Annotated in this window: 23 protein-coding genes and 1 tRNA gene; 10 read left to right on the forward strand and 14 right to left on the reverse strand. The window is 63.4% G+C overall.

Going from position 1 to position 26,322, the window contains the following annotated elements:
• Window positions 1-17: 17 nt before the first annotated feature.
• Window positions 18-692 (forward strand): pyridoxal 5'-phosphate synthase, encoded by a 675-nt coding sequence (locus tag G9U53_RS26630; RefSeq protein WP_165639602.1) that lies wholly within the window; start codon window positions 18-20, stop codon window positions 690-692.
• Between the two features lie 18 nt (window positions 693-710).
• Here the strand turns inward: G9U53_RS26630 and G9U53_RS26635 are convergent, their stop codons facing one another.
• From G9U53_RS26635 to G9U53_RS26645, 3 genes are all read right to left on the reverse strand, one after another.
• Window positions 711-1,313 (reverse strand): hypothetical protein, encoded by a 603-nt coding sequence (locus G9U53_RS26635; RefSeq protein ID WP_081558209.1) that lies wholly within the window; start codon window positions 1,311-1,313, stop codon window positions 711-713.
• A gap of 76 nt (window positions 1,314-1,389) precedes the next feature.
• Entirely contained in the window at window positions 1,390-2,040 is a 651-nt protein-coding gene (gene pnuC, locus G9U53_RS26640) for a nicotinamide riboside transporter PnuC (RefSeq protein ID WP_050654516.1), read from the reverse strand.
• The gene (locus tag G9U53_RS26645) at window positions 2,040-3,758 is read right to left on the reverse strand and encodes a peptide chain release factor 3 (RefSeq protein ID WP_007728924.1); all 1,719 of its coding nucleotides are present in this window, start codon (window positions 3,756-3,758) and stop codon (window positions 2,040-2,042) included. The genes pnuC and G9U53_RS26645 overlap by 1 nt, the downstream gene beginning before the upstream one ends.
• Before the next feature lie 238 nt (window positions 3,759-3,996).
• Between G9U53_RS26645 and G9U53_RS26650 the strand changes: the two genes are divergently transcribed.
• On the forward strand, window positions 3,997-5,631 hold the full coding sequence (locus G9U53_RS26650; RefSeq protein ID WP_050654518.1) for a fatty acyl-AMP ligase: 1,635 nt from the start codon (window positions 3,997-3,999) through the stop codon (window positions 5,629-5,631).
• A gap of 3 nt (window positions 5,632-5,634) precedes the next feature.
• Here G9U53_RS26650 and pth read toward each other — a convergent pair whose 3' ends face one another.
• Entirely contained in the window at window positions 5,635-6,207 is a 573-nt protein-coding gene (gene pth, locus G9U53_RS26655; protein ID WP_003946229.1) for an aminoacyl-tRNA hydrolase, read from the reverse strand.
• 106 nt (window positions 6,208-6,313) lie between these two features.
• On the reverse strand, window positions 6,314-6,922 hold the full coding sequence (locus G9U53_RS26660; RefSeq protein ID WP_003946242.1) for a 50S ribosomal protein L25/general stress protein Ctc: 609 nt from the start codon (window positions 6,920-6,922) through the stop codon (window positions 6,314-6,316).
• Window positions 6,923-7,212: 290 nt separating this feature from the next.
• Here G9U53_RS26660 and G9U53_RS26665 point away from each other — a divergent pair, with 290 nt between their 5' ends.
• Window positions 7,213-8,418, forward strand: a complete 1,206-nt coding sequence (locus G9U53_RS26665) for a GAF domain-containing protein (protein WP_042448934.1) — start codon at window positions 7,213-7,215, stop codon at window positions 8,416-8,418.
• Here the strand turns inward: G9U53_RS26665 and G9U53_RS26670 are convergent.
• Together G9U53_RS26670 and G9U53_RS26675 are read right to left on the reverse strand one after the other, a co-directional pair.
• Window positions 8,415-9,875 carry an FAD-dependent oxidoreductase gene (locus tag G9U53_RS26670; protein ID WP_081558208.1) on the reverse strand — a complete coding sequence of 487 codons (1,461 nt, stop codon included), beginning with the start codon at window positions 9,873-9,875 and terminating at the stop codon, window positions 8,415-8,417. The genes G9U53_RS26665 and G9U53_RS26670 overlap by 4 nt on opposite strands.
• A gap of 82 nt (window positions 9,876-9,957) precedes the next feature.
• Entirely contained in the window at window positions 9,958-11,139 is a 1,182-nt protein-coding gene (locus G9U53_RS26675; RefSeq protein WP_030536293.1) for an aminotransferase class V-fold PLP-dependent enzyme, read from the reverse strand.
• Between the two features lie 14 nt (window positions 11,140-11,153).
• Here G9U53_RS26675 and G9U53_RS26680 point away from each other — a divergent pair, with 14 nt between their 5' ends.
• The 5 genes from G9U53_RS26680 (at window position 11,154) to egtD (ending at window position 16,750) form a co-directional block, all read left to right on the forward strand.
• On the forward strand, window positions 11,154-12,428 hold the full coding sequence (locus G9U53_RS26680; RefSeq protein WP_081558207.1) for an APC family permease: 1,275 nt from the start codon (window positions 11,154-11,156) through the stop codon (window positions 12,426-12,428).
• Between the two features lie 78 nt (window positions 12,429-12,506).
• Window positions 12,507-13,730, forward strand: coding sequence for an ergothioneine biosynthesis glutamate--cysteine ligase EgtA (egtA, locus tag G9U53_RS26685; RefSeq protein ID WP_003946302.1), 1,224 nt, complete (start codon window positions 12,507-12,509; stop codon window positions 13,728-13,730).
• The gene (gene egtB, locus G9U53_RS26690; RefSeq protein WP_081558206.1) at window positions 13,727-15,034 is read left to right on the forward strand and encodes an ergothioneine biosynthesis protein EgtB; all 1,308 of its coding nucleotides are present in this window, start codon (window positions 13,727-13,729) and stop codon (window positions 15,032-15,034) included. Before egtA ends, egtB begins: the two co-directional genes overlap by 4 nt.
• Before the next feature lies 1 nt (window position 15,035).
• Window positions 15,036-15,782 carry an ergothioneine biosynthesis protein EgtC gene (gene egtC, locus G9U53_RS26695; protein ID WP_165639603.1) on the forward strand — a complete coding sequence of 249 codons (747 nt, stop codon included), beginning with the start codon at window positions 15,036-15,038 and terminating at the stop codon, window positions 15,780-15,782.
• Complete coding sequence (gene egtD, locus G9U53_RS26700) at window positions 15,779-16,750, forward strand: L-histidine N(alpha)-methyltransferase (RefSeq protein ID WP_081558204.1); 972 nt, start codon at window positions 15,779-15,781, stop codon at window positions 16,748-16,750. The genes egtC and egtD overlap by 4 nt, the downstream gene beginning before the upstream one ends.
• 12 nt (window positions 16,751-16,762) lie before the next feature.
• On the opposite strand, the gene G9U53_RS26705 is transcribed toward egtD, so the two are convergent.
• Entirely contained in the window at window positions 16,763-17,107 is a 345-nt protein-coding gene (locus tag G9U53_RS26705; RefSeq protein ID WP_081558203.1) for a hypothetical protein, read from the reverse strand.
• 96 nt (window positions 17,108-17,203) lie between these two features.
• Here G9U53_RS26705 and G9U53_RS26710 point away from each other — a divergent pair, with 96 nt between their 5' ends.
• Complete coding sequence (locus G9U53_RS26710) at window positions 17,204-18,745, forward strand: HNH endonuclease signature motif containing protein (protein WP_165639604.1); 1,542 nt, start codon at window positions 17,204-17,206, stop codon at window positions 18,743-18,745.
• A 108-nt stretch (window positions 18,746-18,853) separates the two neighbouring features.
• On the forward strand, window positions 18,854-20,059 hold the full coding sequence (locus G9U53_RS26715) for a PQQ-dependent sugar dehydrogenase (protein ID WP_047270295.1): 1,206 nt from the start codon (window positions 18,854-18,856) through the stop codon (window positions 20,057-20,059).
• Between the two features lie 3 nt (window positions 20,060-20,062).
• On the opposite strand, the gene G9U53_RS26720 is transcribed toward G9U53_RS26715, so the two are convergent.
• The 6 genes from G9U53_RS26720 to G9U53_RS26745 form a co-directional block, all read right to left on the reverse strand.
• A complete protein-coding gene (locus G9U53_RS26720; RefSeq protein ID WP_081558201.1) occupies window positions 20,063-20,950 on the reverse strand; it encodes a cyclase family protein in 888 nt (295 codons plus the stop codon).
• Entirely contained in the window at window positions 20,950-22,530 is a 1,581-nt protein-coding gene (locus tag G9U53_RS26725) for an SLC13 family permease (protein ID WP_081558200.1), read from the reverse strand. Before G9U53_RS26725 ends, G9U53_RS26720 begins: the two co-directional genes overlap by 1 nt.
• A gap of 79 nt (window positions 22,531-22,609) precedes the next feature.
• Window positions 22,610-23,143, reverse strand: coding sequence for a hypothetical protein (locus tag G9U53_RS26730; protein ID WP_058226039.1), 534 nt, complete (start codon window positions 23,141-23,143; stop codon window positions 22,610-22,612).
• 362 nt (window positions 23,144-23,505) lie between these two features.
• Window positions 23,506-24,486, reverse strand: a complete 981-nt coding sequence (locus G9U53_RS26735; protein WP_003946284.1) for a ribose-phosphate diphosphokinase — start codon at window positions 24,484-24,486, stop codon at window positions 23,506-23,508.
• A 90-nt stretch (window positions 24,487-24,576) separates the two neighbouring features.
• Window positions 24,577-26,037 (reverse strand): bifunctional UDP-N-acetylglucosamine diphosphorylase/glucosamine-1-phosphate N-acetyltransferase GlmU, encoded by a 1,461-nt coding sequence (gene glmU, locus G9U53_RS26740; RefSeq protein WP_081558199.1) that lies wholly within the window; start codon window positions 26,035-26,037, stop codon window positions 24,577-24,579.
• Window positions 26,038-26,113: 76 nt separating this feature from the next.
• A tRNA-Gln gene (locus G9U53_RS26745) sits at window positions 26,114-26,184 on the reverse strand.
• Window positions 26,185-26,322: the final 138 nt, after the last annotated feature.

Raw genomic sequence — 26,322 nt, forward strand, 5'->3', positions numbered from 1 at the left:
GCGATTAGAGTCGGCTCATGGTTGATGCAGATTTTTCGCTGCCTGACGTACGGACGTGGATTCGCGGTATCCCCGCACTGACCGGAACTCCGCCGCCCGCGCCTGAACATTTTCCGGAAAAGCCGGGGGAGTTGTTCCTCGACTGGCTCCGCGCGGCCGTGGCCTTCGGCGTCGTCGAGCCACACGTGTGTGCGCTCTCGACCGTGGACGGCGACGGTATGCCTGATTCTCGCTTCCTCATCCTCAAGGACGTGAGCGAGGGTGGGTTCTGGTTCTCTGGTTCAGCTGCTTCGCCGAAAGGTGTTGAGCTGAAAGAAAATACGCGAGCATCGCTCGCCTTCTACTGGCGCGAGACGGGTCAACAGGTCCGGATTCGCGGAACGGTTCGCGAGGGCGACGACGCACTTCGACGCCGAGACTTCGTCGAACGCTCCGTCACCGCGCGAGCGGTGGCGACGGCAAGTAAGCAGAGCGAGGTGCTCGAAGACTTAGGGGCGTACGACGCGTCGGTGGCCGCTGCGGAAGCAAGAATCAGCGACGACCCAGGGTTCGTGTCGAAGGACTGGCGTGCGTGGTGCCTCGAGCCGGAGTCTGTCGAGTTCTGGCAGGCAGACTCCGGGCGTCGGCATCAGCGGTGGTTGTACCGGCGCGGCTCGGACCGAGCATGGACACGAGCAGTGCTGTGGCCCTAAGCGACAGCTGGGTCGAGCTCAGCTGGCGCTGATTTCCGGTGAAACGAGGTTGACGACAATCGACTGTCCGCCCAGCTTGGCGTGGATTTCGGGATGTTCGAACCCCGAGGACAACAGGTAGCTGCCGAGCATCGTGAGCAACTCGTCCAGATCCGTCGTGGGGTCGGAGGAATGTGTGCTCGAGGGTGAGGCCTGATTTGCGATGAGTTCGGTGTGGGTGAGTCGACCGGCCACTCGAACGGCGGCTACGCCCATCGCGTCGCGACGTACGACGGTACGACTCCGAGTTTCGAGCGTCCTCGATGATTCGCGTGTTGAAGCTGGCACTGAAAGGTCCTCTCCGCTGCTGTGTGCGGCCGTGGTTCGGGCAGGAAGCGGAAACGTGAATGCATCGGATTGTTTGGGTGCGGTCGACAGAAAATCCGCTGTGGCGGTGGGACTGGTGGAACCGTTACCCGTGGAAAGGTTGCTCCCAGAACCATTGCTTGCAGAACCATTGCTTGCAGAACCATTGCTTGCAGAACCATTACTTGCAGAACCATTACTTGCGGAACTATTGGCTCTCGATCCGTTGCCGGAACCGTTGGGGCCCGCTATTCCGTGAGAATTCTTGTCTTCCATTGTTTCGCTCCTGATGCCCGTAAACAGACCGCCGGTTTGCTTAATCGACGCAAACATACCAGGAGTTGGTTTACGGTCACACCCCTTGTGGAGTTCGGCGTTGAATGCGCAGCCACATTGCGAAGCCCCACAGGACGAAGAATGCATAGACCAGATAGAGGATCGCCGAAGGGTAATAGCCGGCTCGGAAAAGAAGGGGAACACCAACGGCATCGACGCCGATCCAGATGAGCCAGAATTCGGTCCAGCCGCGCGCCATGCCGTATGTCGCGAGGATGGAGCCGGTGAAGATCCAGGCCTCCGCCCACGCTCCGTACGAGCCGAGGAGGTCGAAGATCCAGGCGAAAGCGATTGTGCCGCTGGTCATGACGGCGATCATGGCGACGCGCTCGCGAGTTGTCGCCCAATGGGGCAGGACTGCGCGACCGGAGTCGCGTGCCCCGCGTCGCCACTGAGTCCACCCGTAGACGCTGACGGTGATGAACAACAACTGACGGCCGGCCTGGCCGTAGAGATTGAGCTCTTGCGGCGTGTGGAAAAGTGCGCCCATGAACACCGTGAACAACAAGGCATTTCCGGCTATACCGACGGGCCACGCCCATACCGAGCGTCGCGCGCCCGCGATCGCGGAGCCGATTCCGAACGCGTTTCCGATGATCTCTCGCCAGAGAATCGTGGCGCTGCCGATGTGCAGTTCGGCGTCGAACAGCGCCTCGATCAGGCTCATCAGTCCGCAGCAGCGACGAGGGGTTCGAGCGTCAGATCCGGGAGTTCCTTCTGGATGTACTGCAGGCGCCACTTGTCACTGACCAGGGCGAGCAGAACACCGTCGGAACGGGTGAAGACCTCCACACCTCGTTGACGGTTCAGTTCGACCTCGGACGCGGCGTCGGTACGGCGAGCCAATGCGTAGCCGAGCGGTTCCATCTTGGCCTCGACGTTGAACTCGGCCTTCATGCGTGCTGCGACGACCTCGAACTGCATCGGGCCGACGGCCGCCATGACGGGGGAGGCGTCGCCGCGGATGTCGTTGCGGAGAATCTGGACGACGCCCTCGGAATCGAGTTGGTCGACAGCACGGCGGAACTGCTTGTACTTGCCGGCGCTTTCGGCGCGCAGGATCGAGAAGTGTTCCGGCGCGAACGACGGGATCGGCGGGAACTCCACCTTCTTCTCGGTGTACAGCGTGTGGCCGGGTGCGAGTGCGGTGGCGTTGACGAGGCCGACGACGTCGCCGGGGAACGCGGATTCGACGGTGGAACGTTCACGTCCGAATACCGTCTGGGCGTACTTGGTCGTGAAGGGCTTGCCGGTTTGGGCGTGTGTGACAACCATGCCGCGCTCGAACACGCCGGAGACGATGCGCATGAACGCCAGACGGTCGCGGTGCGCGGTGTCCATACCGGCCTGGACCTTGAAGACGACCGCACTGAACGGATCGGTGACCTCGCGCGGCTTGCCGCTGAGGTCTTCGCGCCCACGCGGCGGCGGCGCCAATTCGACGAGGGTGTCGAGGATCTGGCGGACGCCGAAGTTGAGCATCGCGGACGCGAAGATCACCGGGGAAGTCTGACCGGCGAGGAACATCTCCTGATCGTGGTCCTGGCCGGTAGCGGAGAGCAGTTCACTCTCCTCGGCCGCGGTCTCCCACTCGGAGCCTTCCTTGGCGAGCGCCGCGTCGGCGTCCATGACCTCTTCGGGGGCGATCTTCGCGCCGCCTGCGGTGCGGGTGAAGCGGACGTACTCGCGAGCCTCACCGTCTTCACCGCGCCGCAGCAGTCCGCGGAAGTCGCCGGCGATGCCGACCGGCCAGTACAGGGGGGTGGGCGTGAGGCCGATCCGTTCGCTGATCTCGTCGAGCAGTTCGAGAGGAGTCTGACCGGGACGGTCCCACTTGTTGATGACGGTGATGACCGGAATGCCGCGGTGACGACACACCTGAAACAGCTTGAGCGTCTGCGGTTCGAGGCCCTTGGCAGCGTCGATGAGCATGACCGCCGCGTCGACGGCGGTCAGGACGCGGTACGTGTCCTCGGAGAAGTCGGAGTGACCGGGGGTGTCGACGAGGTTGATGACGTTGATCTGCTCGTCCGGGGTCTCGGACGAGTGGTAGTTGAACTGCAGTGCGGTGGAACTGACGGAAATGCCGCGGGCCTTCTCCATCTCCATCCAGTCCGAGACCGTCGACTTGCGGCCTGCCTTGCCGTGGACGGCTCCTGCCTCCGAGATCTTCTTCGCGTGCAGTGCCAGCGCTTCGGTCAGCGTCGACTTTCCGGCGTCGGGATGCGAGATGACGGCGAAGGTGCGGCGACGCTCTGCCTCTGCGGACAGGCCCTTGGTCGTCGTCGTGACCGCGACCGACCCGCTCTCGGTTGAATCGGGGCCTTCGGTGTCGGACTGGACAGTCGAGTCGGAAGGGACGGTCGAGTCGGACGGGGTAGTCAACGAAGAACCTCTCGAAGTGGGCGTCGGTGCCGGCGACGTGCCGGTGCGCGGACAGGTGGAGAGTGCGGCAGCACAACAGAGAAAGGATACTCGCAGACCACGATGCAATAGCCACTGCGGCGTAACACTCGGCGAACGATCGCTGATTATCCATGTATGTGTGTGTTCGAACACACAGCCATTTGTGTCCTGCGAAGAGTTGCACTGATCGAAGAGTGACACTGACCGAGGAGTTGCGTTGAGCAAGTTCACCGAAGAGATGTATGCGACCGCCGCAGTCACCGACCGCGGCCTGGTGACGGGAGAGCCGGACAACGCTTTCCGTCAGACCTGGGGCGACATCCACCAGGAGGCTCGGCGCATGGCCGGCGGCCTGGCCGAGGTCGGTATCGATCGCGGCGTCGCGATCGGCATTCTCGCCGGACAGCCCGTCGACATCGCACCTGCCTGCCAGGCGACGTGGATGCGCGGTGCGTCGGTGACGATGCTGCATCAGCCGACCCCCCGAACGGATCTGGGCGTCTGGGCTCAGGACACCGAGACTGTGATCGACATGATCTCCGCGAAAGCCGTCATTCTGGGTGCGCCCTTCGACGCGGCCAAGCCGCTCCTCGAAGAGCGTGGCATCACCGTCGTGACGGTGGACGAGCTTCGCAGCGGAACGTCGATCGATCCCGTGGAGACGGCCGAATCGGATATCGCACTCCAGCAGTTGACGTCCGGTTCCACCGGTTCGCCCAAGGCCGTGCAGATCACGCACGAGAACTTCTACACAAATGCCTACGCCATGATCAACCGCATCAAGTTCTCCATCGAAGACGACGTGATGGTGAGCTGGCTTCCGCTCTTCCACGACATGGGCATGGTCGGTTTTCTCACGGTTCCGATGCAGGTGGGCGCAGAGGTCATCAGCATCACGCCGATGGATTTCCTGCGTACCCCGGTGCTGTGGGCCGAACTGATGGGCAAGTACGGCGGAACCGTCACCGCCGCACCGAACTTCGCGTACTCGCTCTTGGCTCGTCGACTCGCACAGGCGGAAGACGGGGCAGTCGACCTGTCCAGCGTCCGATACATGTGGAACGGCGCCGAGCCGGTGGATCCCGAAACGATGGATGCACTCGCCGAGGCAGGTGCGCGTTTCGGTTTGAACCCGACTGCGCTGGCGCCCGTGTACGGAATGGCGGAAACCACGCTCGCCGTGTCGATTCCGGATCCCGATCAAGGTCAGGTCCTCGACTACGTCGATCCAGACTTTCTCGAATCGATGTCTCGAGCGGTGCCGTCCAATCGCCCCAACGCTCGTGCCCTCGCCACACTCGGCAAGATGGTGCCTGACCTCGAGGGACGCATCGTCGACCGTGACGGTCAGGTGCTTCCGGCCCGCGGTGTCGGAATCATCGAGGTTCGCGGCAAGGCAGTCACTCCCGGGTACGTCACGGTCGACGGACACAAGCCGGCCCAGGACGCCGACGGTTGGCTCGACACCGGTGACGTCGGGTACTTCACCGAGGAAGGACTGGTCGTGGTGTGCGGGCGTGTCAAGGACGTCATCATCATGGGCGGCCGGAACGTGTACCCCACAGACATCGAACGGGCGGCCGGAACCGTTGCCGGTGTGCGTCCCGGAAACGCCGTCGCGATTCGTCTCGACGCCGGCCAGAAGCGTGAGAGCTTTGCAGTCGCCGTCGAGACCAACGCTTTCGAAGATCCGGAAGAGGTCAAGCGTATCGAACGCGAAGTGGTCCACGCCGTGGTTGCCGACGTCGGTGTCCGACCTCGCGCCGTTGCGGTCCTGGGTCCCGGCAGTATCCCGAAGACGTCGTCGGGGAAGCTCCGCCGCGCGAATTCGGCTGCACTGCTGGGTAACTGACCGTCAGTGCAGGCGGTTCTGTGCGGCTTCCAACCCGAGTTCGAGCAGTAGCTCCACTGCATCCGCAGCCTCTTCGCATACGAGATCGAGTTCTTTTCGCTCCGTGGACGAGAACGGCTTGAGAACGTAGTCCGCCGGGTCCATGCGGCCCGGCGGACGACCGATCCCGACGCGCGTGCGCAGGTAGTCCTTGGTGGTCAACGAACTCGAAATGGACCGCAGGCCGTTGTGGCCGCCTTCGCCGCCGCCGAGTTTGAGTCTGATCGTCCCGAAATCGAGATCCAGTTCGTCGTGGACGACGATGATGTTCGCGGCGTCGACCGAGAAGAACCGTGCGAGACCGGCGACAGCGCCACCCGAGAGATTCATGTACGAGCGTGGTTTTCCGAGAATCACGCGCCGGCCGGCGAGGCGACCTTCGACGATTTCGGCACCACTCTTCTTGTGTACGTTGAACTTTCCGCCCATGCGCCCGGCAAGGGTGCCGGCGACCATGAAGCCGACGTTGTGCCGGGTCTTCTCGTACTGGGGGCCGGGATTACCCAGGCCGATGACGAGGGCGGTATCTGTGCTCAACGGACGCTACTTTCTGGCTTGATTTTTCCTGCTACGCACGAACGGCGCGTCACTCCGAATCGGAATGACGCGCCGCGCGCAGTGAGTTCTGTTGGAACCGAGAGGATCAGGCCTCTTCTGCAGCCTCGTCGGCGGCGGGAGCTTCTGCGCCCTCTTCGAGGTCTGCCTCGGTGGGTGCAGCAACGACGTTGACGATCAGGGTGTCGGCGTCAGCCTGCAGGGTCGAGCCCTTGGGCAGTTCGAGCTGGCTGGCCAGGATCTGGGTTCCGATCTCGAGACCCTCGACCGAAACCTCGATCTGCTCGGGGATGTGAAGCGCGTCGGCCTCGATGGAGATCGTGGATGCGTCCTGCGCGACCATCGTGCCTGCAGCAGCATCGCCGACGACGATGACGTTCACGTCGATCGTGACCTTCTCGCCCTTCTTGATGACGAGGAGGTCGGCGTGCTCGATGTAGTTGCGGATGGGGTGCACGACGACCGACTTGGTCAGTGCAACCTGCTCCGTGCCCTCGATGTCGAGGGTGAGGATGGCGTTGGTGCCGTGTGCACGGAGGATGGCGGCGAAGTCGCGAGCCGGCACATTGAGGTGGCGGGGATCTTCACCGTGGCCGTACAGAACCGTGGGGACCTGGCCGTCACGACGTGCGCGGCGAGCTGCGCCCTTGCCGAATTCGGTGCGGACGACGGCGACGAGGTTGTTTTCTTCAGACATGATGAAACGGCTCCTACAACTCACGGGGTTCGTGCTCGGTCTACTGACGTGTGGTTTTGCCTGCGGCAAGGCGGACAGGCGCGCACACGGCCAGGAGCGAAACGCTCGAGCTGAGCCGTAGCCGCGTCGATCACGGTAAACCTGCAACGTGTGGAACTGCTGCGATTCACCCTCGCCGAGACAACTTTGGATACGTTACCGGAGTTTGCTCCCGGCCGCTAATCGCAGGTGGTGGGGACCTGGCCGTGTGGACGTGGTTCGCGTCACATCGAAAGCGGTAGCCTGACGGAGTGACCACCGTGGGGAACGCTCCCGAAGGCAGTCGGCTCGGTGCCGTCGTGCCGGGTACCGACCTGTCGCAGCATGCTCGCCTACTCAGTCGGGTGCACGACGCAGTTCTCTCCGGCCAGGAACCACCGGCGCAGCCGCGGACCGTCGTGGCGCGGTCGTGGTCGAGGGTGGCCGCCGGCGGGCTCACGCCGGATCACTGCGGTGCGTCTACTGTTGCCGATTTCTCCGAGTTGGAGGCGAGGCGTTCGCGTACCGCGCTGCGAAGCGTTCTGCCCGAACTGCGAACCACGCTCACCGAGGTCGCCGAGGACGCGGGCTTCATCGTGGTCGTTGCCGACGCCGACGGTGTCCTGCTCTGGCGCGAAGGGGCGAAGACCGTCAAACGTGCGGCGGACGCTCTCGGGTTCGCGGAAGGCGCACGCTGGTCGGAGCAGTCGGTGGGGACCAACGCGATAGGTACCGCGCTGATCGAAGACTCTGCGGTGCAACTCTTCTCGGCCGAGCACTATGCGCCCACGCATCACAATTGGTCGTGTACCGGCTCGCCCGTGCACGACCCACGGACGGGCGAGATCCTGGGCGTGGTGGACATCAGTGGATCCGCAGCTTCGGTTCATCCCACCACCGTCGCGCTGGTGCGCACCGCGGTTCGCCTCGCGGAGGCGACGCTGTGGCGCGAGCACGCAGCTTCGCTCGAGCGCCTGCGCTCGCGCGCGGCGCCGTTGTTCGCGGCAGGCACAGGTCCGGCATTGGTGGTCGACGAGTTCGGCTGGGTAGCCGGCGCCAGCGGGATTGCCGCGCCCGACCGTGTGGCAGCACCCAGTGCGGGAAAGCCCGTCATCGTGCCAGGTCTGGGGATGTGTCTGCCTGAGCCGCTGGGAGACGGCTGGCTGTTGCGCACCGGCGTCGGCGGGCCGTTGATCGAGCTGGAGCTGGCCCTCGGAGCATCGCCGCAGGTGACGGTGCGTGGTGACGCCAACTGGACGCGCGCGCTTTCGCCGCGTCACGCTCAGATCTTGCGGGCACTGGCAGCCGTCGGTTCGGCAGGTGTGGATGCCGCAGGCCTGAGCGAAGTGCTCTTCGGTGATCGCGAGCATGTCGTGGCAGTGCGCGCCGAGGTGTCCAGACTGAGGAAACACCTCGGCGCAGTCCTGCAGACTCAGCCGTACCGCTTTGCCGAGGGCGTGCGAGTTGTGGTGATCTAGCGCGCCGCGCTGATTCCGGCACGACGTCCGAAGAAGCTGCCGTCGCCGAGACTTGTCCCGCTGGCGTAACCGCCCGCACAGACACCGGACGTGCAGCGACCCGCTGCGAACAGTCCGGGGATCGGCGCACCCGAGACGTGCAGAACCTCGGAATCGACGGTGGTCTTCAATCCTCCCAGCGTGAATCCGCCTGTGCGGCCACGGAGATCGATTGCCGCGAACGGGCCGACGATCGGCTTCACCCACTCGGACTTCTTGCCGAGCACCGGATCCGAACCTTCAGCCGCGTGCCGGTTGTAGAGGTCGACGGTGGATTGCAGCGATCCGGCGGGCAATCCCATCTCGCCTTCGAGTTCCTCGACGGTCTCCGCCACCCAGCTCGGCTGCGCCCGCAACTGTGCACTGGACGATTCGGCATTCATGCCTTCCTCGTACGCAGCTTCGTCGATCACGAGGAATGCCTGGTTGTCCTGCTGGAACAGCGTTGCCTGGCCGATGCGGCCGGGGTAGGTGTCCTCGGGGATGTATCGCTGACCGCGGCCGTTGACAAGAATGCCGCGCACCATCAACTGCGGGTCGCAGAAGAACGCGACCTCGGTGGCGTCCATGTGTGCGGTGTCGGCGCCGAGTGCCTGACCGATCTGGATTGCGCGGCCGTCGTGCGCCTCGATGGAGGCCGCCGGGTGGCCGAAGATACGCGGTGCGTTCGAGCGCACCATCTCGTTGTTGTACGCGAAGCTGCCCATCGCCAGCACGACGCCCTTGCGTGCGCGAATCGCGACGTCTTTGCCGTAACGCTTGGCGACGACGCCGACAACCCGATCGCCGTCTACCACCAGAGTTTGGACGCGCAGATCGTATTCTGCTCGGACACCGAGCTTTTCGGCCGTCTCGACGAGTGGCTTCATCAGCATGTAGCCGCCGCCCTTCTCGCCGGTGTTCTTCTCGGACATCTGCGGAACGTGTCCGCGGGGCGCGGGATCGACGAGGGTGTTGAACGGCGCGGCGTTCTCGCCTCCCGAGTACATCAGGCCGTCGTCGTACGGCGGTTCCCAGCCGGGCTGACCCCAGAACGATTCCTTGAACGGGACCCCGGCGTCGACGAGCCAGTTGTAGTGATCGACGCTGCCCTCGCAGTACGCGTCGATCTTCGTATCGCCGGTTCCGGGGCCGAGCGCTGCCTTCATGAACGTCTTCATGTTCTCGACCGAGTCCTCGAACCCGCACGCCTTCTGCAACGGCGTTCCACCGCCCAGGTAGATGAATCCACCAGCCAGTGACGCGGCTCCGCCCCAACCGCCCGTCCGCTCCAGGACGAGCACCTCGGCGCCGGCACGAGCTGCTTCGATCGCAGCGGTGACGCCGGCGATGCCGTATCCCGCGACGACGACGTCGGCCTCGTAGTCCCAGGTGGTGATGTCGGCAGCGGAGATCGGTCTGACGGTGGGGTCGGCCATGCGAATAGTCCTCTCGGAAGGCGAAACTGCTGATCACCCCACAGTTGCAGTTTCGACTTCCGCAGATCAGGCATGGTCCCGGTCAACGGGAGGTTTGTAATCCCCTGACCGCGCCCAGAAATGTGTCCAGGTCGGCTTCGTCGACGAAGTAGTGCGGCGATGCGCGAACCACGGCATCGAGCCCGCGGGCATCCATGTCGAGGAGGGTGGACCCGCGACCACTGACGGTGACGGTGATGTTCTGTGCTGCAAGCTGATCCCGCACCAAGTGCTCGGGGATACCGTCGACGGTGAAGGAAACGATGCCGCTCAGATGGGTTCCTCGATCGCGGACTTCGACTCCGGAAATCGCTGCCAGACCTTCCCTCAGCGTGACTGCTCGGGATTCGATCTGCTCCCACGCCGTGTCGGTGCCGATCGAGAGCAGATAGTCGGCGGCGACGCCGAGACCCAGGCGCGCAGCGACACTCGTTTCCCAGAGCTCGAATCGTGTTGCGTCCGGTGCGGGTACGAAGCTGTTCTCGCCGGTCCATTCCGCTCCGTGCAGGTCCATCGCAGCGGGTTCGAGTGCATCGACGAGTCCGGGGCGAACGTACAGGAATCCGGTTCCGCGTGGCCCGCGGAGCCACTTGCGGCCGGTTGCGCTGAGGGCGTCGACGCCGAGTTCGGTGACGTCGATGGGCAATTGGCCGACGGACTGGCATGCGTCGAGCAGAACGAGCGAGCCGTGGGCCCTCGCGAGTTCGACGACCTCGCGGACGGGGTTGATCAGGCCGCCGTTGGTGGGGACGTGGACGACGGAGACGACGCGAACACGATCGTCGAGCATGTTCTCGAGTGCGTCGAGGTCGATGCGTCCGTACTGATCGCTCGGGATGATCTCGACGTGGGCACCGGTCGAACGCGCCCGCCCCAGTGCAGCGATGGCGTTGCTCGCGTATTCGACTCCGCTGATGAGAATTCGATCACCGGGTCCGAGCGGAACGGCAGCGAGGAAGTCGTTCCACGCGCGGGTCGCGCTGTCCGTCAAAGCGATATCGGTTGCCTGAGCACCGATGACCCGGGCCAGCGAATGGGGAACAGCAGCGAGGGCGCCGCTCTGACGAGCAGCTGCGACGTATCCGCCGACGTCGGCTTCACGTCGCAGGTGCTCGATCATCGTGGCCGGCACCGGCTCGGGCGGGAGCGAGGATCCCGCGCTGTCGAGGAACACCTTGTCAAGGCATCCGGGGGTGTCGCGGCGGATCGTGTCGAGATCGAACATGGCACCTTCCGTTCATGTCGGTGTGGTTCAAACTACCTGTGAACGAAGCTGTCCCGATGGAGCGAAGACTGGGCACGGCCGATGCCGTGGTGATCGGCCTCGGCGCGATGATCGGCGCCGGAGTCTTCGTGGTGTTCGCGCCCGCTGCCGCAGTAGCCGGTACCGGGTTGCTTGTGGGCCTGGCGATTGCAGCGTTCATCGCCTACTGCAACGCGACGTCGTCGGCGCAGCTTGCGGCCAGATACCCCACTTCAGGTGGGACCTACGTCTACGGACGTGAGCAGCTCGGACCCTGGTGGGGGTTTGCCGCCGGCTGGTCGTTCGTGATCGGGAAGACCGCGAGCTGCGCGGCAATGGCTCTGACTTTCGCGACGTATGTTGCGCCTACGGCCTGGCGTGTCCCCGTCGCGGTATTGGTGGTGGCAGCGCTGGTTGCAGTCAACTACCGCGGAGTCACGCGGACGGCGCACATGGCCAGGGTGATCGTCGCCGTGTCGACGACGGCGCTGTGTGTAGCGCTGGTGGTTGCCGTCGTCGGTCCTGGTGCGGTGCGCGAGTTCCCGGATCTCGCATTCGGGTCGTGGTACGGAATTCTGCAATCGGCGGGACTGCTGTTCTTTGCCTTCGCCGGGTACGCCAGGATCGCGACGCTGGGGGAGGAAGTGCGTGATCCGCGTCGAACGATTCCGCGGGCGATCCTGATCGCACTCACCGTCGCCGTCATCCTCTATGCGCTGGTGGCGGTGGTGCTGTTGGTGACGCTGGGACCTGATCGGCTGGCGAATTCGGCGCGACCACTGGCAGATGCGGTGGGCGCAGTCGGTTGGAGTTGGGCCGTTCCGGTAGTGGTGATCGGTGCCGCGGCGGCGTCGGCGGGGGCGCTGCTGGCTCTGGTCGCCGGCGTGAGTCGTACGGCGATGGCGATGGCCCGCGAGCGCGATCTGCCAGTGGCCCTCGCTGCAGTCCATCCACGGTTCGGGGTCCCTCACCATGCGGAACTTGTGGTCGGTGCCGTTGTGATCGCCTTGGTCTCGACAACCGATCTTCGTGGGGTGATCGGCTTTTCGTCGTTCGGAGTGCTGCTCTACTACTTCGTCGCGAACGTGAGTGCGTACAGCCAACGCGGTGTGGACCGGATGTATCCGAAGTGGCTGCAAGCGGTTGGCGCGGCTGGTTGTGTCGTTCTAGTGGTCACACTTCCGTGGATCGCGGTTGTTTCCGGCGCAGGTGTGGTTCTGGCCGGTTGTGGGTACCGGTGGATACGACTGAAGAAATTCAACGACACGTAACACCACAAAGGGTGCATCTCGGACGTTGGCGTTCTATCGTCGGTAGCGACCGCGAAGACCGCCCGAAGGGGAAGTCGAATGGTGACAGCAGCGTTGACAGCAGCACAGACCACGCAGGTGGATTCACGTCCTGCGGCCGAGGCCTACGTCGGTGGTGTGTGCTTCAAACAGGGGCCACCCCGTTTGGTCGGAGCTGAGCTCGAGTGGCTGACCAGCCAGGTTCCCGGTGGGGAGCGGCCGTCAGCGGCGACTCTGGCAAAGGCACTCGGGCGACACGCACCCACCAGTATCGACCCGGATTCACCAGCGGTTCCGCTTCCTCGTGGCAGCCTCGTCACCGTAGAACCTGGCGGACAGATCGAACTCTCGTCAGCGCCGCGGACGTCCGCCCGAGAACTGTGTGACTGTCTCGACGAAGACCGTCGTACTCTCGAAACACTCCTCGCGTCGTACTCCATCGAAATCAGTTCTGCCGCGGCCGACGTCGCCCGCCCACCTTCCCGGATTCTCCGGTTGCCACGTTATTGCGCAATGGAATCCCGCTTCGCCGGGATAGGACCGTATGGCACCTTGATGATGTGCAATACAGCAGCAGTGCAGGTCAGTGTCGATGCCGGCGGCAGCCCGGAGTCCATTGCCCAGCGTTGGCGGCTCCTCGGGGACATGGGGCCGGCGCTCATCGCTGCGTTTGCGTGTTCTCCACGCTTGCAAGGGGTTCCGAGAGGGGATTGGGCGTCCCAACGCATGCGGACGTGGCTCGAACTCGATTCCTGGCGAACGGTCGCAGTCCCGGAAGTGCAGGACTACGCCGGCTGGGCGCTCGATGTTCCGCTGATGTGTGTGCGAAACGAAGGCGACGATTGGACGGCTCCGCGGGGTGCCACTTTCGGGGACTGGATAGACGGCGCTTTGGATGCCGAGATCGGACGCCGACCCGTCTGGGCGGACTTGGACTATCACCTGTCCACGCTGTTCCCGCCGGTTCGCGCTGTCGGCCATCTGGAGGTTCGCTACATCGATGCGCAGCCGGGAGATCTGTGGCGAGTACCGGTAGCAGCGATCGACGCGTTGCTGTCCGGGCCTGCCGTGATGCGTGAGGCGAGTGATGCCGCAGCGTCGACGGCCGGGAGATGGCGGGATGCGGCAGAGTACGGTTTGGACGACGTCGAACTGCGTTCGGCGGCAACCTCTCTGATGTCGCTTGCCGCGTCGTACGCGCCGGAGCCGCAGTTTGTCCGTCTTCTCGATGCCGCAGCCGAACGGTGTTGTCGCGCAATTGTGCCCGGTGAGAGCGACACATGACGGGGGAGATCACCAAGGAAGCGGTCGAGGCCGTACTTCTGCGAGCGCGTGAACGGTCGACGCTGCTCACCGACTGCGTCGACGATACCGAATTGGTCGCTCAGCATTCTCCGTTGATGAGTCCACTCGTGTGGGACCTGGCGCATATCGGCAATCAAGAGGAACTCTGGCTGGTGCGAGATGTCGGTGGCCGCGATCCGGTGCGTAGCGACATAGACGAGCTGTACGACGCGTTCAAGCATTCGAGATCGTCGAGACCCACACTTCCCCTGCTCAACCCGGCCGAGGCGCGCGAATACGTACGTACGGTTCGCGGGAAGGTCTGGGATGTGCTCGAAGCCAGCACCTTCGGACGCACAGAACTCGACATGGACGGTTTTGCCTTCGGGATGATCGCGCAGCACGAGCAGCAACACGCCGAAACCATGCTCGCAACACACCAATTGCGTTCGGGACCCACGGCACTCGTTGCCACACCCGCTCCGCAAGCGGCCCGCATGCCGGAACTCGACGAGGTCACGATCCCCGCCGGCCCCTTCGTCATGGGGACCGACGACGAACCGTGGGCACTCGACAACGAGCGCACTGCGCATCAGGTCTATCTCACCGACTTCGCGATCGACAGATTCCCGGTCACCAATGGGCAGTTCGTCGAATTCATCGAGGACGGCGGCTATTCCCGACCGGAACTGTGGTCCCGTGACGGTTGGCGGCATCGCGTCGACGCGAAGCTCCGTGCACCACTGTTCTGGGAACGCGACAGTTCGGGTTGGTGGCACGAGACTTTCGGCATCGAGGCTCCGGTCCCACCGGACAAGCCCGTCGTGCATGTGAGCTTCTACGAAGCCGAGGCCTACGCGTGCTGGGCAGGCAAACGGCTTCCCACCGAGGCGGAATGGGAAAAGGCCGCGCGGTGGGATCCGGAATCCGGAAGATCGCGACGATTCCCGTGGGGGGACGTGTCCGCAGACGAGAAACTTGCCAATCTCGGTCAGCGCCATCTCGGTCCCGCCGGCGTCGGCTCGTACCCGGCGGGTGCATCGGCAGCAGGTGTCGAGCAGTTGATCGGTGACGTGTGGGAGTGGACGTCTTCGGGTTTCCATCCGTATCCGGGTTTCCGGGCCTTCCCCTACCGGGAGTACTCGGAGGTGTTCTTCGGCGGCGACTACAAAGTGTTGCGAGGGGGATCGTTCGGGACCGACAGCGTTGCCTGCCGGGGGACGTTCCGCAACTGGGACCACCCGATCAGGCGCCAGATCTTCTCGGGTTTTCGCTGCGCCAGAACGATTTCGGGTAGATCCTGACATGTGTCGGCACCTCGGGTATCTCGGGCCGCCGCGTTCGGTTCGTGAACTCCTCCACGACGGCGAGAACTCACTGATGCGACAGTCGTGGGCACCTCGCGAGATGCGTGGCGGCGGGACCGTCAATGCCGACGGATTCGGCGCGGTGTGGTGGAACGGTGGAAGGCAGGGACGGTACCGCAGTATCTCGCCGATCTGGTCGGACCCGACAGTCGACGAGACGTTGTCCCACATCGTTTCCGGATCCGTTCTCGCCGCCGTACGTTCCGCGACGGAGGGGATGGCCGTCGAGATCGGTGCCTGCGCACCGTTCGTCGACGGAACCTACGCTTTCAGCCACAACGGAGCGGTATCCGGTTGGCCTGGCTCACTCTCCGACTTGGCAGCAGAAGTTCCGGCCATCGAATTGCTGAAGATGCCCGCGCCGACGGATGCTGCCTTGTTGTGGACAGTGCTTCGGCATCGGTTGAAGTCGAAGCCCGCGGAAGCCGCCGTGACGAGCCTCGTTCACGATGTGGCTGCGGCGGCACCGGATTCACGATTGAACCTCCTGTTCGGCGACGGGCAGGAACTGTGGGCCACGGCGTGGGGCCACACGTTGTACACACGGGTCGACGAGTCGCGGGCACTGATCGTTTCCGAACCGTCCGATCGTTCACCGGACTGGGAGCAGGTGCCGGACCGGCACATCGTCTGCGCGCGTCCCGGCCATTTGATCATCACCCCGATACCGATGGGAGAACAATGAAAACCCCTACGCTCGAGGTTTATCTGACACCGGCCGAATCGGTCGACGCATTGCGAGCCGAGGCCAGGGAGGGCTTGACCGCTACGCCGAAGTGGCTCTCGCCCAAATGGTTCTACGACGCGCGTGGAAGTGAACTCTTCGAGGAGATCACGGCCTTACCCGAGTATTACCCCACCCGTACCGAACGCGGCCTGCTCGCTCGGTACGCCGACGAGATCGCGGCGTTGACCGAACCCGAGATCCTGATCGAACTGGGTTCAGGTTCCTCTGAGAAGACGCGGTTGCTCCTCGACGCGATGACGGCTCGCGGAACTCTGCGAACGTATGTACCGCAGGATGTTTCGGTGACGGCCCTCGAAGGTGCGGCGCAGCAAGTCGGTGCCGAGTTTCCCGTAATCGACGTGGTCGGGGTGGTCAGTGACTTCACCGGTTCGCTGCATCATCTACCCGGGGGTGGACGGCGCGCAGTCGCTTTTCTCGGTGGAACTCTCGGCAATCTCGTTCCGGCAGAACGCGCCGAGTTCCTCTCGGGCATTGCAGCGGTGCTCGATCCCGGTGAGAACCTGATCCTGGGCGTGGGATTGGTGATCGATCCCGCAGTCCTCGTGCCCGCCTACGACGACGCTGCCGGTGTGACTGCTCAGTTCAATCTCAATGTTCTCTCGGTCCTGAACAAGCAACTGGGAGCGAACTTTCCCTTGGAGGACTTCCGTCACGTCGCGCTCTGGGATGCCGAGAACGAGTGGATCGAGATGCGCCTGGAAGCACTTCGTGAAGTCTCGGTGCATATCGACGACCTGGATCTGGAGATCACCTTCGCAGCGGGCGAGCAGCTGCGCACCGAGATCTCGGCGAAGTTCACCGAGGAGGGGATTGCCGCGGAACTCGCGTCCGCGGGCTTCGGGGTACGGAAGGTGTGGACAGATCAGGATCAGCGCTTCGCGCTGTTGTGCGCGCAGCGGGCGTGAAGTGGGCGCTTGTCAGAGGATGCTGTCTCCTCCTAGAAGTGTCTCAAAAGTTCTGTAGGCGGCAATATTTGAGAAGTGTCGAGAGTAGAGATCTGCGGTGCCAGTATGGACAGCGTCCGACACCGGCGCAAGATCCACGAGATGCGCGAGTTTTACATAGGACTGGTCATCGCTCGCGCCGAGCGGATACTCCCGCTCGCCGGCCTTGCGCTCGAATTTTGACTGCGCCTCAGCGGGGTCGCCAGCCCAGGTGAGATAACAGTCCTCTCGGTAGAAGCACCCGACCCCGTCATTCTTCCCCAACTCGAATATCGCTATGCCGAAGTACGGTTGATCTCGTGTCGGATGCTGAGTCATGCGATTGAACGTAGTGACATCGGAGCGCAAAAGGTATCGGTGAATACCCCGGGATTTCGCAAAAACTTGTCGGTGGGCGCCCGTAGAATCGCTCATATGTTCGAATCGAAGACTTCCGCGGACGCGCTGTTTCGGCAGCATGCGGAAATCGCGCGCGCCCACTTCCTCGAGATCGACGCGGTCACTGCGCTGTACTTGGACCGTTGTGAGGAGGATGCCGCGGTTGGAGTCAATGAGGCTTTTCGGGGTCAATTCGCGCACGTGGAGATCGCGTCGATACTGAGCATTACGGAGTACGCCGCGCAGAAAATGATTGCACTGGGATGTGACCTGCGCTGGCGACTTCCGCGGGTGGCGGCCGCTTTTGCTTGCGGTGACATCGATCTGGCCAAAGCGATGGCACTGTCCGAAGCTCTCGCCAACGTCTCCGAGCACGCGCTCGATGACATCGAGCGACTCCTCGTGGACGGTGCCTGCCGTGTAACCGGTAACAAGTTGAAGGCGCGCGCACGAGGTCTCATTGCTCGGCACGACCCTGATGGGGTGCGTGCCAGGCGAGTTCGTGCGGAGGCGGATCGGGACGTTCGGACGTGCGCGTCGCACGACGGTATGTCGACTCTGGACGGAATGCTTCCAGCGGTCGGCGCTCAGACTTTGGCCACCAGGCTCCGTGCGATGTCGATGCAGGTCTGTGGTTCCGATCCGAGAACTTTCGGGCAACGGCGTGCCGATGCACTGATCGCATTGGCGGAAGGAAAGACGTCGTTGGATTGTCAGTGCGACGGCGATTGCACCCGTAGGGATGATACGAAGACCTCCGCGCTCCCGATTGCGACAATTCTTGTGGGTGTCAACGCTTCCACCCTGCTCGGATTCGACGACCTGCCAGGCTATTTGCAGGGGTACGGCCACATCGATGCCGACCTTGCGCGCGCGATCGCCGCGGACGCCACGTGGCAGAGAGTCCTCACCCTTGCACCGTCCGAGGTGCAACATTGTTCGACTGCGGGGGCAGTCGGACCGGTGCTCGGCGTGGGTCGGTCGATGCGCTCACCGGAGATATTGCCCGCTGCGGCAAGGGATAATCGCTCGAGAAGGAACAGTGGTTCGCGGCGCGGTGAATCCACGTACCAGCCGTCCGCGGCGTTGGCGACGATTGTTAGGACGCGAGACGGTACGTGCCGCTTTCCGAATTGTGTTGTGCGTTCTGATAGTTGCGATATCGATCACACGGTGCCGTTCGATCACGGCAACCCCGCTCAGGGAGGGCCCACTGCAGAACGGAACTTGGCCTGTCTGTGTCGAAAACATCACCGACTGAAGACGTTTGGCAGGTGGACAGTGAAGCAAATCGGAGGTGGTCTTCTGGAGTGGAAAGATCCGTCAGGACGACGAACGGTTACCGCGCCCGTAGGCCCATTCTGTGACCCCGAACTGAGGTTGCCCGACGCGGCGAGACTGCATTTGACGGACGACGATGCGCTGGAACGACGTTTCGGACTTCGGGACAGGGGAGTGGAAGCGGATCTCGAATACCTCCTGGACTGGAGTGTGCCCGGCTGGCGGAAGGCACGACCTGCATCAAGACGTAACGCATCCCCACTGGCGAACGCTTTGCCGGAGTTTGCCGACTTCTGAAGGGGTTTCGTTTCTCCTGTGGCCTGCGGGTATAGCGAGAGGGCCCGAAAAATGGTGTTTGTCTGTTTATAGTGAGGCGCAGAACGGTTTCCGACCCGAGGAGAACGCGTGCGTCATCCGAAGCTCGCCGCATTGACCGTGGCCCTGACTGCAGTACTGGTGATGCCGGTAACGCAGAGCGTGGCTCAACCATTCCCCTTCGACCCCGGCAGTTTCGGCAACGGAAGCACCGGATCGTTGGGGAGCGACGACCCGGACATACCCATCGAGGACACCCTCCCGCAGTTGTCGGTCACCACACTGGTCGACGGACTCGACCACCCCTGGGACGTAGTGGCGGCCCCGGACGGTGCAATCCTGACCGGACAACGATCCGGCGGATTCTTCGTTCGCCGAGGCGACAACACGACAGGTCCAGTCGCTGCTGACCTTTCGGATCTCTACGCGCAGTCCGAAACCGGGCTCATGGGCATCGCGCTTGCTCGCGACTTCGCTCAGTCGCGCACCCTGTACACCTGCCAAGGATTCAGTGCTGGGGGAGTCACGGACGTTCGAGTGATCGCGTGGACCGTCGACGCCGGATGGACCGCACTCACGCGAACCGGAACTGTATTGCCAGGAATCCCGGTCTCGTCCGGGCGTCACGGGGGTTGCCGAATTCTTGCGGCGCAGGACGGAACGCTGTTCGTCGGGACGGGTGACACCGCGACGCCGAGCGTCCCCCAGGATCCGAATTCGCTGGGCGGCAAGGTCTTGCACATCAACGCCGACGGAACTCCGGCGGCGGGGAATCCGAATGCTTCCAGCCCGGTCTACACGCTCGGGCACCGCAACGTCCAAGGCTTGGCCGTGCAACCCGGAACCGGCCGGGTGTACTCGGTTGAACAGGGCACAAGCGTCGACGACGAAGTCAACCTGCTTACCCCCGGCGGAAATTACGGCTACCGCCCGGATCGGCTTCCCGGAACGTACGACGAATCCGTGCCGATGACCGATCCCGTGCGAGTGCCGGGAGCAATTGCGGCGGTGTGGCGTTCGGGTAGCTCGACGTTGGCTACCGCCAGCGCTGCCTTCACCGGTGGAGCTGCATGGGGTGCCTGGGACGGTGCGCTCGTAATGGGTGGCCTCAAGAGCAAGGAACTGATCTTCCTCCGCCTGAGTGCCGATGGACGCTCGGTCGACGCGCAGACCTTCGGGTTGGAGAACCAGTTCGGTCGCTTGCGGTCGGTGACCCCGACGCCCGACGGCTCGCTCCTGGTGACCACCGACAACGGCGCCGGCGACAAGGTGCTGCGGGTGACGCCCACGCCCTGATCTTCAGTACCAGGCGATGACCCGGCACGGACCACCGGAACCACCCGCATGCGTCGGCGCTCCCACCATCACCGTGGCGCCGACGGCCGGAAGTGCGGACAGATTTGCGAGGGCTTCGACTGCGTACTTTCCTGAGCCCAAAGCGCTTCGGTGAGCCCCGTGGGTGGTGCTTCGGCCCGCGTCGATGCTGAGGGTGTCCGAGCCCACGGCGACGATGTTGCGCTCGCGGACGAGAAAGTCGATCGCCTCGGGGTTGAATCCCGGTGTGTGTTGCACGCCGAGTGCATCTCGATTCGTGAAGGCGCCACCGGCACCGGCCCGGGTATCCCAACCCGAGTTCATCGCAACCAGGCTGCGGGGAGCGATGGTCCCGTGGAGGGACTCCCAATCGAGGATGTCCTGGCGGGTGAGCAGTGTGTCGGGGTCGACGGAGGCTCGGGCACTGATGTCGACGACCGCAATCGGCACGACGAGGTCGGCGACGGGAATCTTCTCGACGGTGATTCCGTCCGCACTGGCGTGTGCGGGAGCGTCGATGTGAGTACCAGTGTGTTCTTCGAGGCGGAGTTCGTTGAGGTAGAAGTTTCCACCTGACCCGGCGGAGCCGAGCGAGCCCAGAGATCCGGCGGCGTCGGCGATCTTCGCCAGGTTCCTCATCTCGAACGAGCGCGCGCCCGGCCACACCGGGAACTCCGGCGTCAGTACGTGGGTCAGATCGACGATGGTCCGACCCGATGGCGTTGCCGACGCAGTGGGCTGTACAGCGCCGGCCATGACGGTCGCGCCGAGGGCACCGGTGCCCAGCGCCGCGAACATCGATCGACGGCTGATCTTCCTGCCCTCGCGTCCGATCGATTCGTAGACCTCCGACAAGACCTTCGGTGAGCACATCAGAAACTCCAGATCACTGGGATCAACACCGTTGCAACTATCAGGAACCACAACAACATCGGGAGTCCGAGCTTCCAGTAGTCGCCGAACTTGTAACCACCAGGGCCCATCACCATCATGTTCGCGGGAGTGGCTACAGGCGTCAGGAAGGAGGCCGCGGCAGCGACGGTGACCGTCATCAGAAGGGGCAGCACCGAGATGTCGAGTTCGATGGCGACCGAGATCGCGATCGGCGTGATGATCAACGCGGTTGCAGTGTTGCTGATCAGCTGGCCCAGAGTCGCCGTCACGACGAAGAGTCCAGCGACGACGACATACGGGCTTGCCCCACCGACGACGTCGACAAACGCATGCGCGAGCTTTTCGGCCGCGCCGGTCTGCTGGATTGCGGTCGACAGCGGGATCATTCCGCCGACGAGAATCAACGTGGTCCACGAGATGGACCGATGCGCCTGCTCGACGCTGATGACTCGTAGCAGCACCATCGCACATGCCGCGAGGAGTCCGGCTATCGCGGACGGCACCAATCCGAACGTCAGCATCACTACCATCGCCGCAACGACGACGAGAGCGATGACCGCGCGGGTTCCCAACGGGGCTGCCTGCTTACGGATCTGGGCAGGTGCGTCGACCACGAGGACGTTCGGATCGACGGAGGTGTGGGTGTCGAGATCGTCCCAGCTTCCTTGCAGGAGAAGCGTGTCACCGGCCGCCAACTTGACGCCCTTGGGGCCGCAGTCCTCACCGGCGCGCTGGACTGCGAGTATCACCAGATCTCCACTGTCGGTCACCATGCCCGGAAAAGCCCTGTCGCCGATCATTTCCGAGCGCGGCGGGATGATCACTTCGACCACGCCGTCGTGCTTGGTGATCAAGGGCTCTGCGGACGGCGAATCCTTTCCCATGAGCTGATACTGCTTCGCGAGGGTCTTGGCATGCCGGCTCAGGTCAGGCGACATCGACGTCCCCGCACGATGGGGGAGGACGTGAGGACCGAGAAGTACGGCGATCGCAATCGTTCCCAATACGAGCGGCGCACCGACCAAGGTGAAACTGAAGAACCCGAAAGCACCGGCCCCGGATTCCTCGGCGGCTTCGGAAACGATGATGTTGACCGGTGTTCCGGTCAAGGTGAGCATCGATCCGGCATGGGCGGCAAATGCCAACGGCAGAAGCAGTTGTGACGTCGATTTACCGAGACGTACCGCCAAGACGACCACCATCGGTACCAACGCGGCCACGGCCCCGTTGACGCTGATCAATGCGGTCAACGCGGCAACCAGCAACATGATCGCACTCACGAGACGGACTCGGGATTCGCCGACTTTCGCCAGCAGTTTTTCGCCCGCCCACGTGGTGACACCGGTGGCGTCGAGGGCTTCGCTGACGACAAAAAGCGCGGCGATGAACACCACCGTCGGATCGCCGAATCCGGCGAGCGCCTGCTCCATCGTGATCACACCGGTGGCGTACAGCGCCAGGGCAGTGCCGATCGCGATGATGCCGACCGGGATTCGGCCGATCACGAACAGCGCCACGACCAGTGCAAGCACGACGAAAGTGATGGTGATGTCATTCACGATTCGTAAAGGTACCTGCTCATACAGAACGGCCCCGTCTCGCAAGTGAGACGGGGCCGTGGGACGGACGCGAGGAGAATTAGTTGGAGGCGGCGATGCGGGCCTTCTCGAGAGCGGCCAGCGTGCGAAGAACCGTGGCCTTCTGCTTGTTCAGATCGCTCAGTCGTGCGCGAGCCGGCAACCCTTGTGCGAGTTCGGCGACCTTGATCTGCTCGTCGATCGAACCGAGCTGATCGAGAAGCCCTAGGACGCGCGTCTGGAGCGTGTCGATGTCCACGGTGTCGGTCTTGACCGGAGCGGCAACACGCGTCGCTGTGCCCGTGCTGGCGGGGCGGGAAGCGCGTGCGGGTGACGTGTCGGCGACAACCGTTGCGGCGCGGGGCCGAATTGCCTTGCGAACAGCGGCCGCATCGGGAAGGACGTCCATGCGGATCTCGTTCAGGACTCGGCGTGCCTCGCGTGCGTTGACGCGGTACTCGCGCTCTTCGTCGTCGTCGGACTGCAGCGTGCCGCCGAGCGGGCGCAGACCGTACATGCCGAGGAAGCGCTTGGCGTCGTCGATGATGCCTTCGTTTTCACGGCATTTTCCGCAGCGGGGTTCGTTGCGGAACATGTCCACGGAGTTGTCGTCTCCGCACCAGACACAAGATCCTGGGCGCCACCGCCGGATCGTCGGAACTGATGAATTCAGGGAATGAGATTCGGGCCGGGATTCCAGGGTTTGCGCGTCGATCACGACGAGCCACACTAGGCGAAGATTGCGGCGCGGTGAACACCGCCCCAACATCGACCTGGGTTTCTCGACGGTAGCGTGATCAAGATCATGTCAATCGTCGCATTCGGCGGTATTCGTGTGTCCCACAGGTGGTTTCATGATGACCGGGTGGTCTGTTTCTGAGACCTTCACGAAGACGACGACGGGCGCGTACCGGTGACCGTGAAGTCACAGGTACGCGCCCGTAGTGCGGCGCGAGACTAGGCGCTGCCGTTGAACAGCGAAGTCACAGAACCGTTCTCGAAAACTTCCTTGATGGTGCGAGCGAGCAGCGGTGCGATGGACAGCACCGTCAGCGTCGGGAACTTCTTCGACTCGTCGATCGGAAGTGTGTTGGTGACAACAACTTCCTTCGCGCCACACGTCGACAGACGCTCGGCCGCAGGGTCGGAGAGGACGCCGTGGGTTGCAGCGATGACGACGTCACCTGCACCGGCCTCCTTGAGCACCTTGACCGCGCCGGCGATGGTTCCGCCGGTGTCGATCATGTCGTCGATCAGGATGCAGGTGCGACCTTCGACCTCACCGACGACGCGGTTGGACTTGACCTGGTTGGGTACCAACGGGTCGCGCGTCTTGTGAATGAATGCCAGCGGTGCTCCGCCGAGCGAGTCGGCCCACTTCTCGGCGACACGAACGCGGCCCGAGTCGGGGGACACCACCGTGATGTTCTCGAGGTTGTAGCCCGCGCGAATGTGGTTGGCCAACTGGCTGTGTGCGTGCATGTGATCGACGGGGCCGTCGAAAAAGCCCTGGATCTGATCGGTATGCAGGTCGACCGTGATGATGCGATCGGCGCCGGCGGTCTTGAGCAGGTCGGCAATCAGGCGAGCGGAGATCGGCTCGCGTCCGCGATGCTTCTTGTCCTGGCGGGCGTACGGGTAGAACGGAAGAACGGCGGTGATGCGCTTTGCCGATCCACGCTTGAGAGCGTCGATCATGATGAGCTGCTCCATCACCCACGTGTTCAGCGGTGCCGGATGACTCTGCAGGACGAACGCATCGGAGCCGCGAACCGACTCTTCGAATCGAACGAAGATCTCACCGTTCGCGAAGTCGCGCGCGGTCTGCGGGGTGACGCGGATATCGAGTTCCTTCGCCACCTGCTCCGCCAACTCGGGATGTGCGCGACCCGAGAACAACATCAGGTTCTTCTGGTTGTCGATCCAATTCGCAGTCACTGGTTCATGCCATCCTTTTGTACTTGCCGGTCGATCTGGTGGTGATCTGTGCTGTCTGTTGTGCAGGGCTGTCAGGTTGTTGTAGGGCTGTCAGGTTGTTGCAGGGCCGTCAGGTTGTGCAGCTGCTGCAGCTGCTGCAGCGGCATCGGCCGCGGGTGTGCCGGGACGATTCTTCTGGACCCAGCCCTCGATGTTGCGCTGCACCCCACCCGAGACGGCGAGCGCCCCAGGCGGTACGTCGTTCTTCAAGACCGTGCCCGCACCCGTGTATGCGCCGTCTCCCACGACGAGAGGGGCGACGAACATGGTGTCGGAGCCTGTTCGGACATGCGACCCCACCACAGTACGGCTCTTGTTCACCCCGTCGTAATTGACGAAGACGCTCGAAGCTCCGATATTGCTGTGATGGCCGATGGTGGCGTCGCCGACGTAGGTAAGATGCGGAATCTTCGAATGCTCGCCGATATCCGCGTTCTTGGTTTCCACGTAGGCGCCGATCTTGCCGTGTGCCCCGAGGCGGGTACCAGGCCGGAGATAGGCGAAGGGGCCCACAGCCGCGTCCGCGCCGACAACGGAGTCGGTCCCGTGCGAGCGGACGACTACTGCGCGCTCACCGACGGTCACGTTGTCCAAGGTGGTATCCGGGCCGATCACGGCGTCTTCGCCCACCGAGGTTGTGCCGGTCAACTGAACTCCGGGCAGGAGCGTCACGTCCTGTGCGACGTGCACGTCGCAATCTATCCATGTGCTCGCAGGATCGACGACGGTGACGCCGGCACGCATCCACTTCTCGAGGATCCGACGGTTCATCTCGCGGGCGAGCGTCGAGAGCTGCACGCGATCGTTGGCGCCCGCGACGAGAACCGAATCCGCGATGTGCTGAGCACGAACACGCTTGCCCGCGCGACGGGCGATCATGATCACATCGGTGAGATAGAACTCGTGTTGTGCGTTGTTGGAGTCGAGGGACGCCAGCGCGTCGCGCAGAGTTTCGAAGTCGAAGGCGTAGACCCCTGAATTGACCTCGGTGATCGAGCGCTGCGAATCGGTGGCTTCCTTCTCCTCGACTATGGCGTTCACCTCGCCGTCCGTCGTACGAAGGATTCGCCCGTAGCCGGTGGGGTCGACGGCCGTCGACGTCAACACCGTCACCGCGGCCGCGGGAGCAGCCGTGTGCTGGGCGAGGAGGTCTGCGATGGTCTTTCCGTCGAGCAGAGGCACGTCGGCGGCTGTGACGAGTACGGTCCCGGAGAAGTCGGCCGGCAACCCCTCGAGCCCACAACTGACAGCGTGCCCGGTGCCCTTCTGCTCGTCCTGAACAGCGACGGTGACGGAACGGTCCAGTTCCCCGGCGACTGCGTTCACGGCTTCGGTGACACGCTCACGATCGTGACCGACGACGGTCACCAGGTGCGTGGGATTCAGTGAGGTTGCCGCGTGAAGCGAATGTGCCAGCATGCTGCGTCCGGCGAGAGTGTGGAGGACCTTGGGAGTCTTCGACTTCATTCGTGTACCGGCACCCGCTGCGAGAACGATCACGGCGGTCTGCACTGGTTTGAGCTCCCTCTGTCGATCAAACTGTCGATCAAGACATACATTCCGCTCGGGAAAGCATGTTGTTCACCAGCTCCGCCGCCAGGACTCGAACCTGAACTATCTGAACCAAAATCAGAGGTGCTGCCATTACACCACGGCGGATTGCCACGCATTGCCGAGCCTTGCGGCCGAACGCGCGAGAGAATAATCGCATGCCGACCCGCCGTAGGTCGAACCGCTCCTCCGATCGGGCCCCTGAAGTCCCGATAGGCTGAGCGTCCACAGCAGTGATTTGTGTGT

This window comes from Rhodococcus sp. D-46 (assembly GCF_011290655.1).
Lineage (GTDB): Bacteria > Actinomycetota > Actinomycetes > Mycobacteriales > Mycobacteriaceae > Rhodococcus_F > Rhodococcus_F qingshengii.

Coding starts and splice junctions, on each gene's coding strand:
- G9U53_RS26630 (WP_165639602.1), top strand. CDS start 18: ATGGTTGATGCAGATTTTTCGCTGCCTGACGTACGGACGTGGATTCGC.
- G9U53_RS26635 (WP_081558209.1), bottom strand. CDS start 1,313: ATGGAAGACAAGAATTCTCACGGAATAGCGGGCCCCAACGGTTCCGGC.
- pnuC (WP_050654516.1), bottom strand. CDS start 2,040: ATGAGCCTGATCGAGGCGCTGTTCGACGCCGAACTGCACATCGGCAGC.
- G9U53_RS26660 (WP_003946242.1), bottom strand. CDS start 6,922: ATGTCTGAAGAAAACAACCTCGTCGCCGTCGTCCGCACCGAATTCGGC.
- G9U53_RS26670 (WP_081558208.1), bottom strand. CDS start 9,875: ATGGCCGACCCCACCGTCAGACCGATCTCCGCTGCCGACATCACCACC.
- G9U53_RS26675 (WP_030536293.1), bottom strand. CDS start 11,139: ATGTTCGATCTCGACACGATCCGCCGCGACACCCCCGGATGCCTTGAC.
- G9U53_RS26680 (WP_081558207.1), top strand. CDS start 11,154: ATGTCGGTGTGGTTCAAACTACCTGTGAACGAAGCTGTCCCGATGGAG.
- egtA (WP_003946302.1), top strand. CDS start 12,507: ATGGTGACAGCAGCGTTGACAGCAGCACAGACCACGCAGGTGGATTCA.
- egtB (WP_081558206.1), top strand. CDS start 13,727: ATGACGGGGGAGATCACCAAGGAAGCGGTCGAGGCCGTACTTCTGCGA.
- egtC (WP_165639603.1), top strand. CDS start 15,036: ATGTGTCGGCACCTCGGGTATCTCGGGCCGCCGCGTTCGGTTCGTGAA.
- egtD (WP_081558204.1), top strand. CDS start 15,779: ATGAAAACCCCTACGCTCGAGGTTTATCTGACACCGGCCGAATCGGTC.
- G9U53_RS26705 (WP_081558203.1), bottom strand. CDS start 17,107: ATGACTCAGCATCCGACACGAGATCAACCGTACTTCGGCATAGCGATA.
- G9U53_RS26710 (WP_165639604.1), top strand. CDS start 17,204: ATGTTCGAATCGAAGACTTCCGCGGACGCGCTGTTTCGGCAGCATGCG.
- G9U53_RS26720 (WP_081558201.1), bottom strand. CDS start 20,950: ATGTGCTCACCGAAGGTCTTGTCGGAGGTCTACGAATCGATCGGACGC.
- G9U53_RS26730 (WP_058226039.1), bottom strand. CDS start 23,143: ATGTTCCGCAACGAACCCCGCTGCGGAAAATGCCGTGAAAACGAAGGC.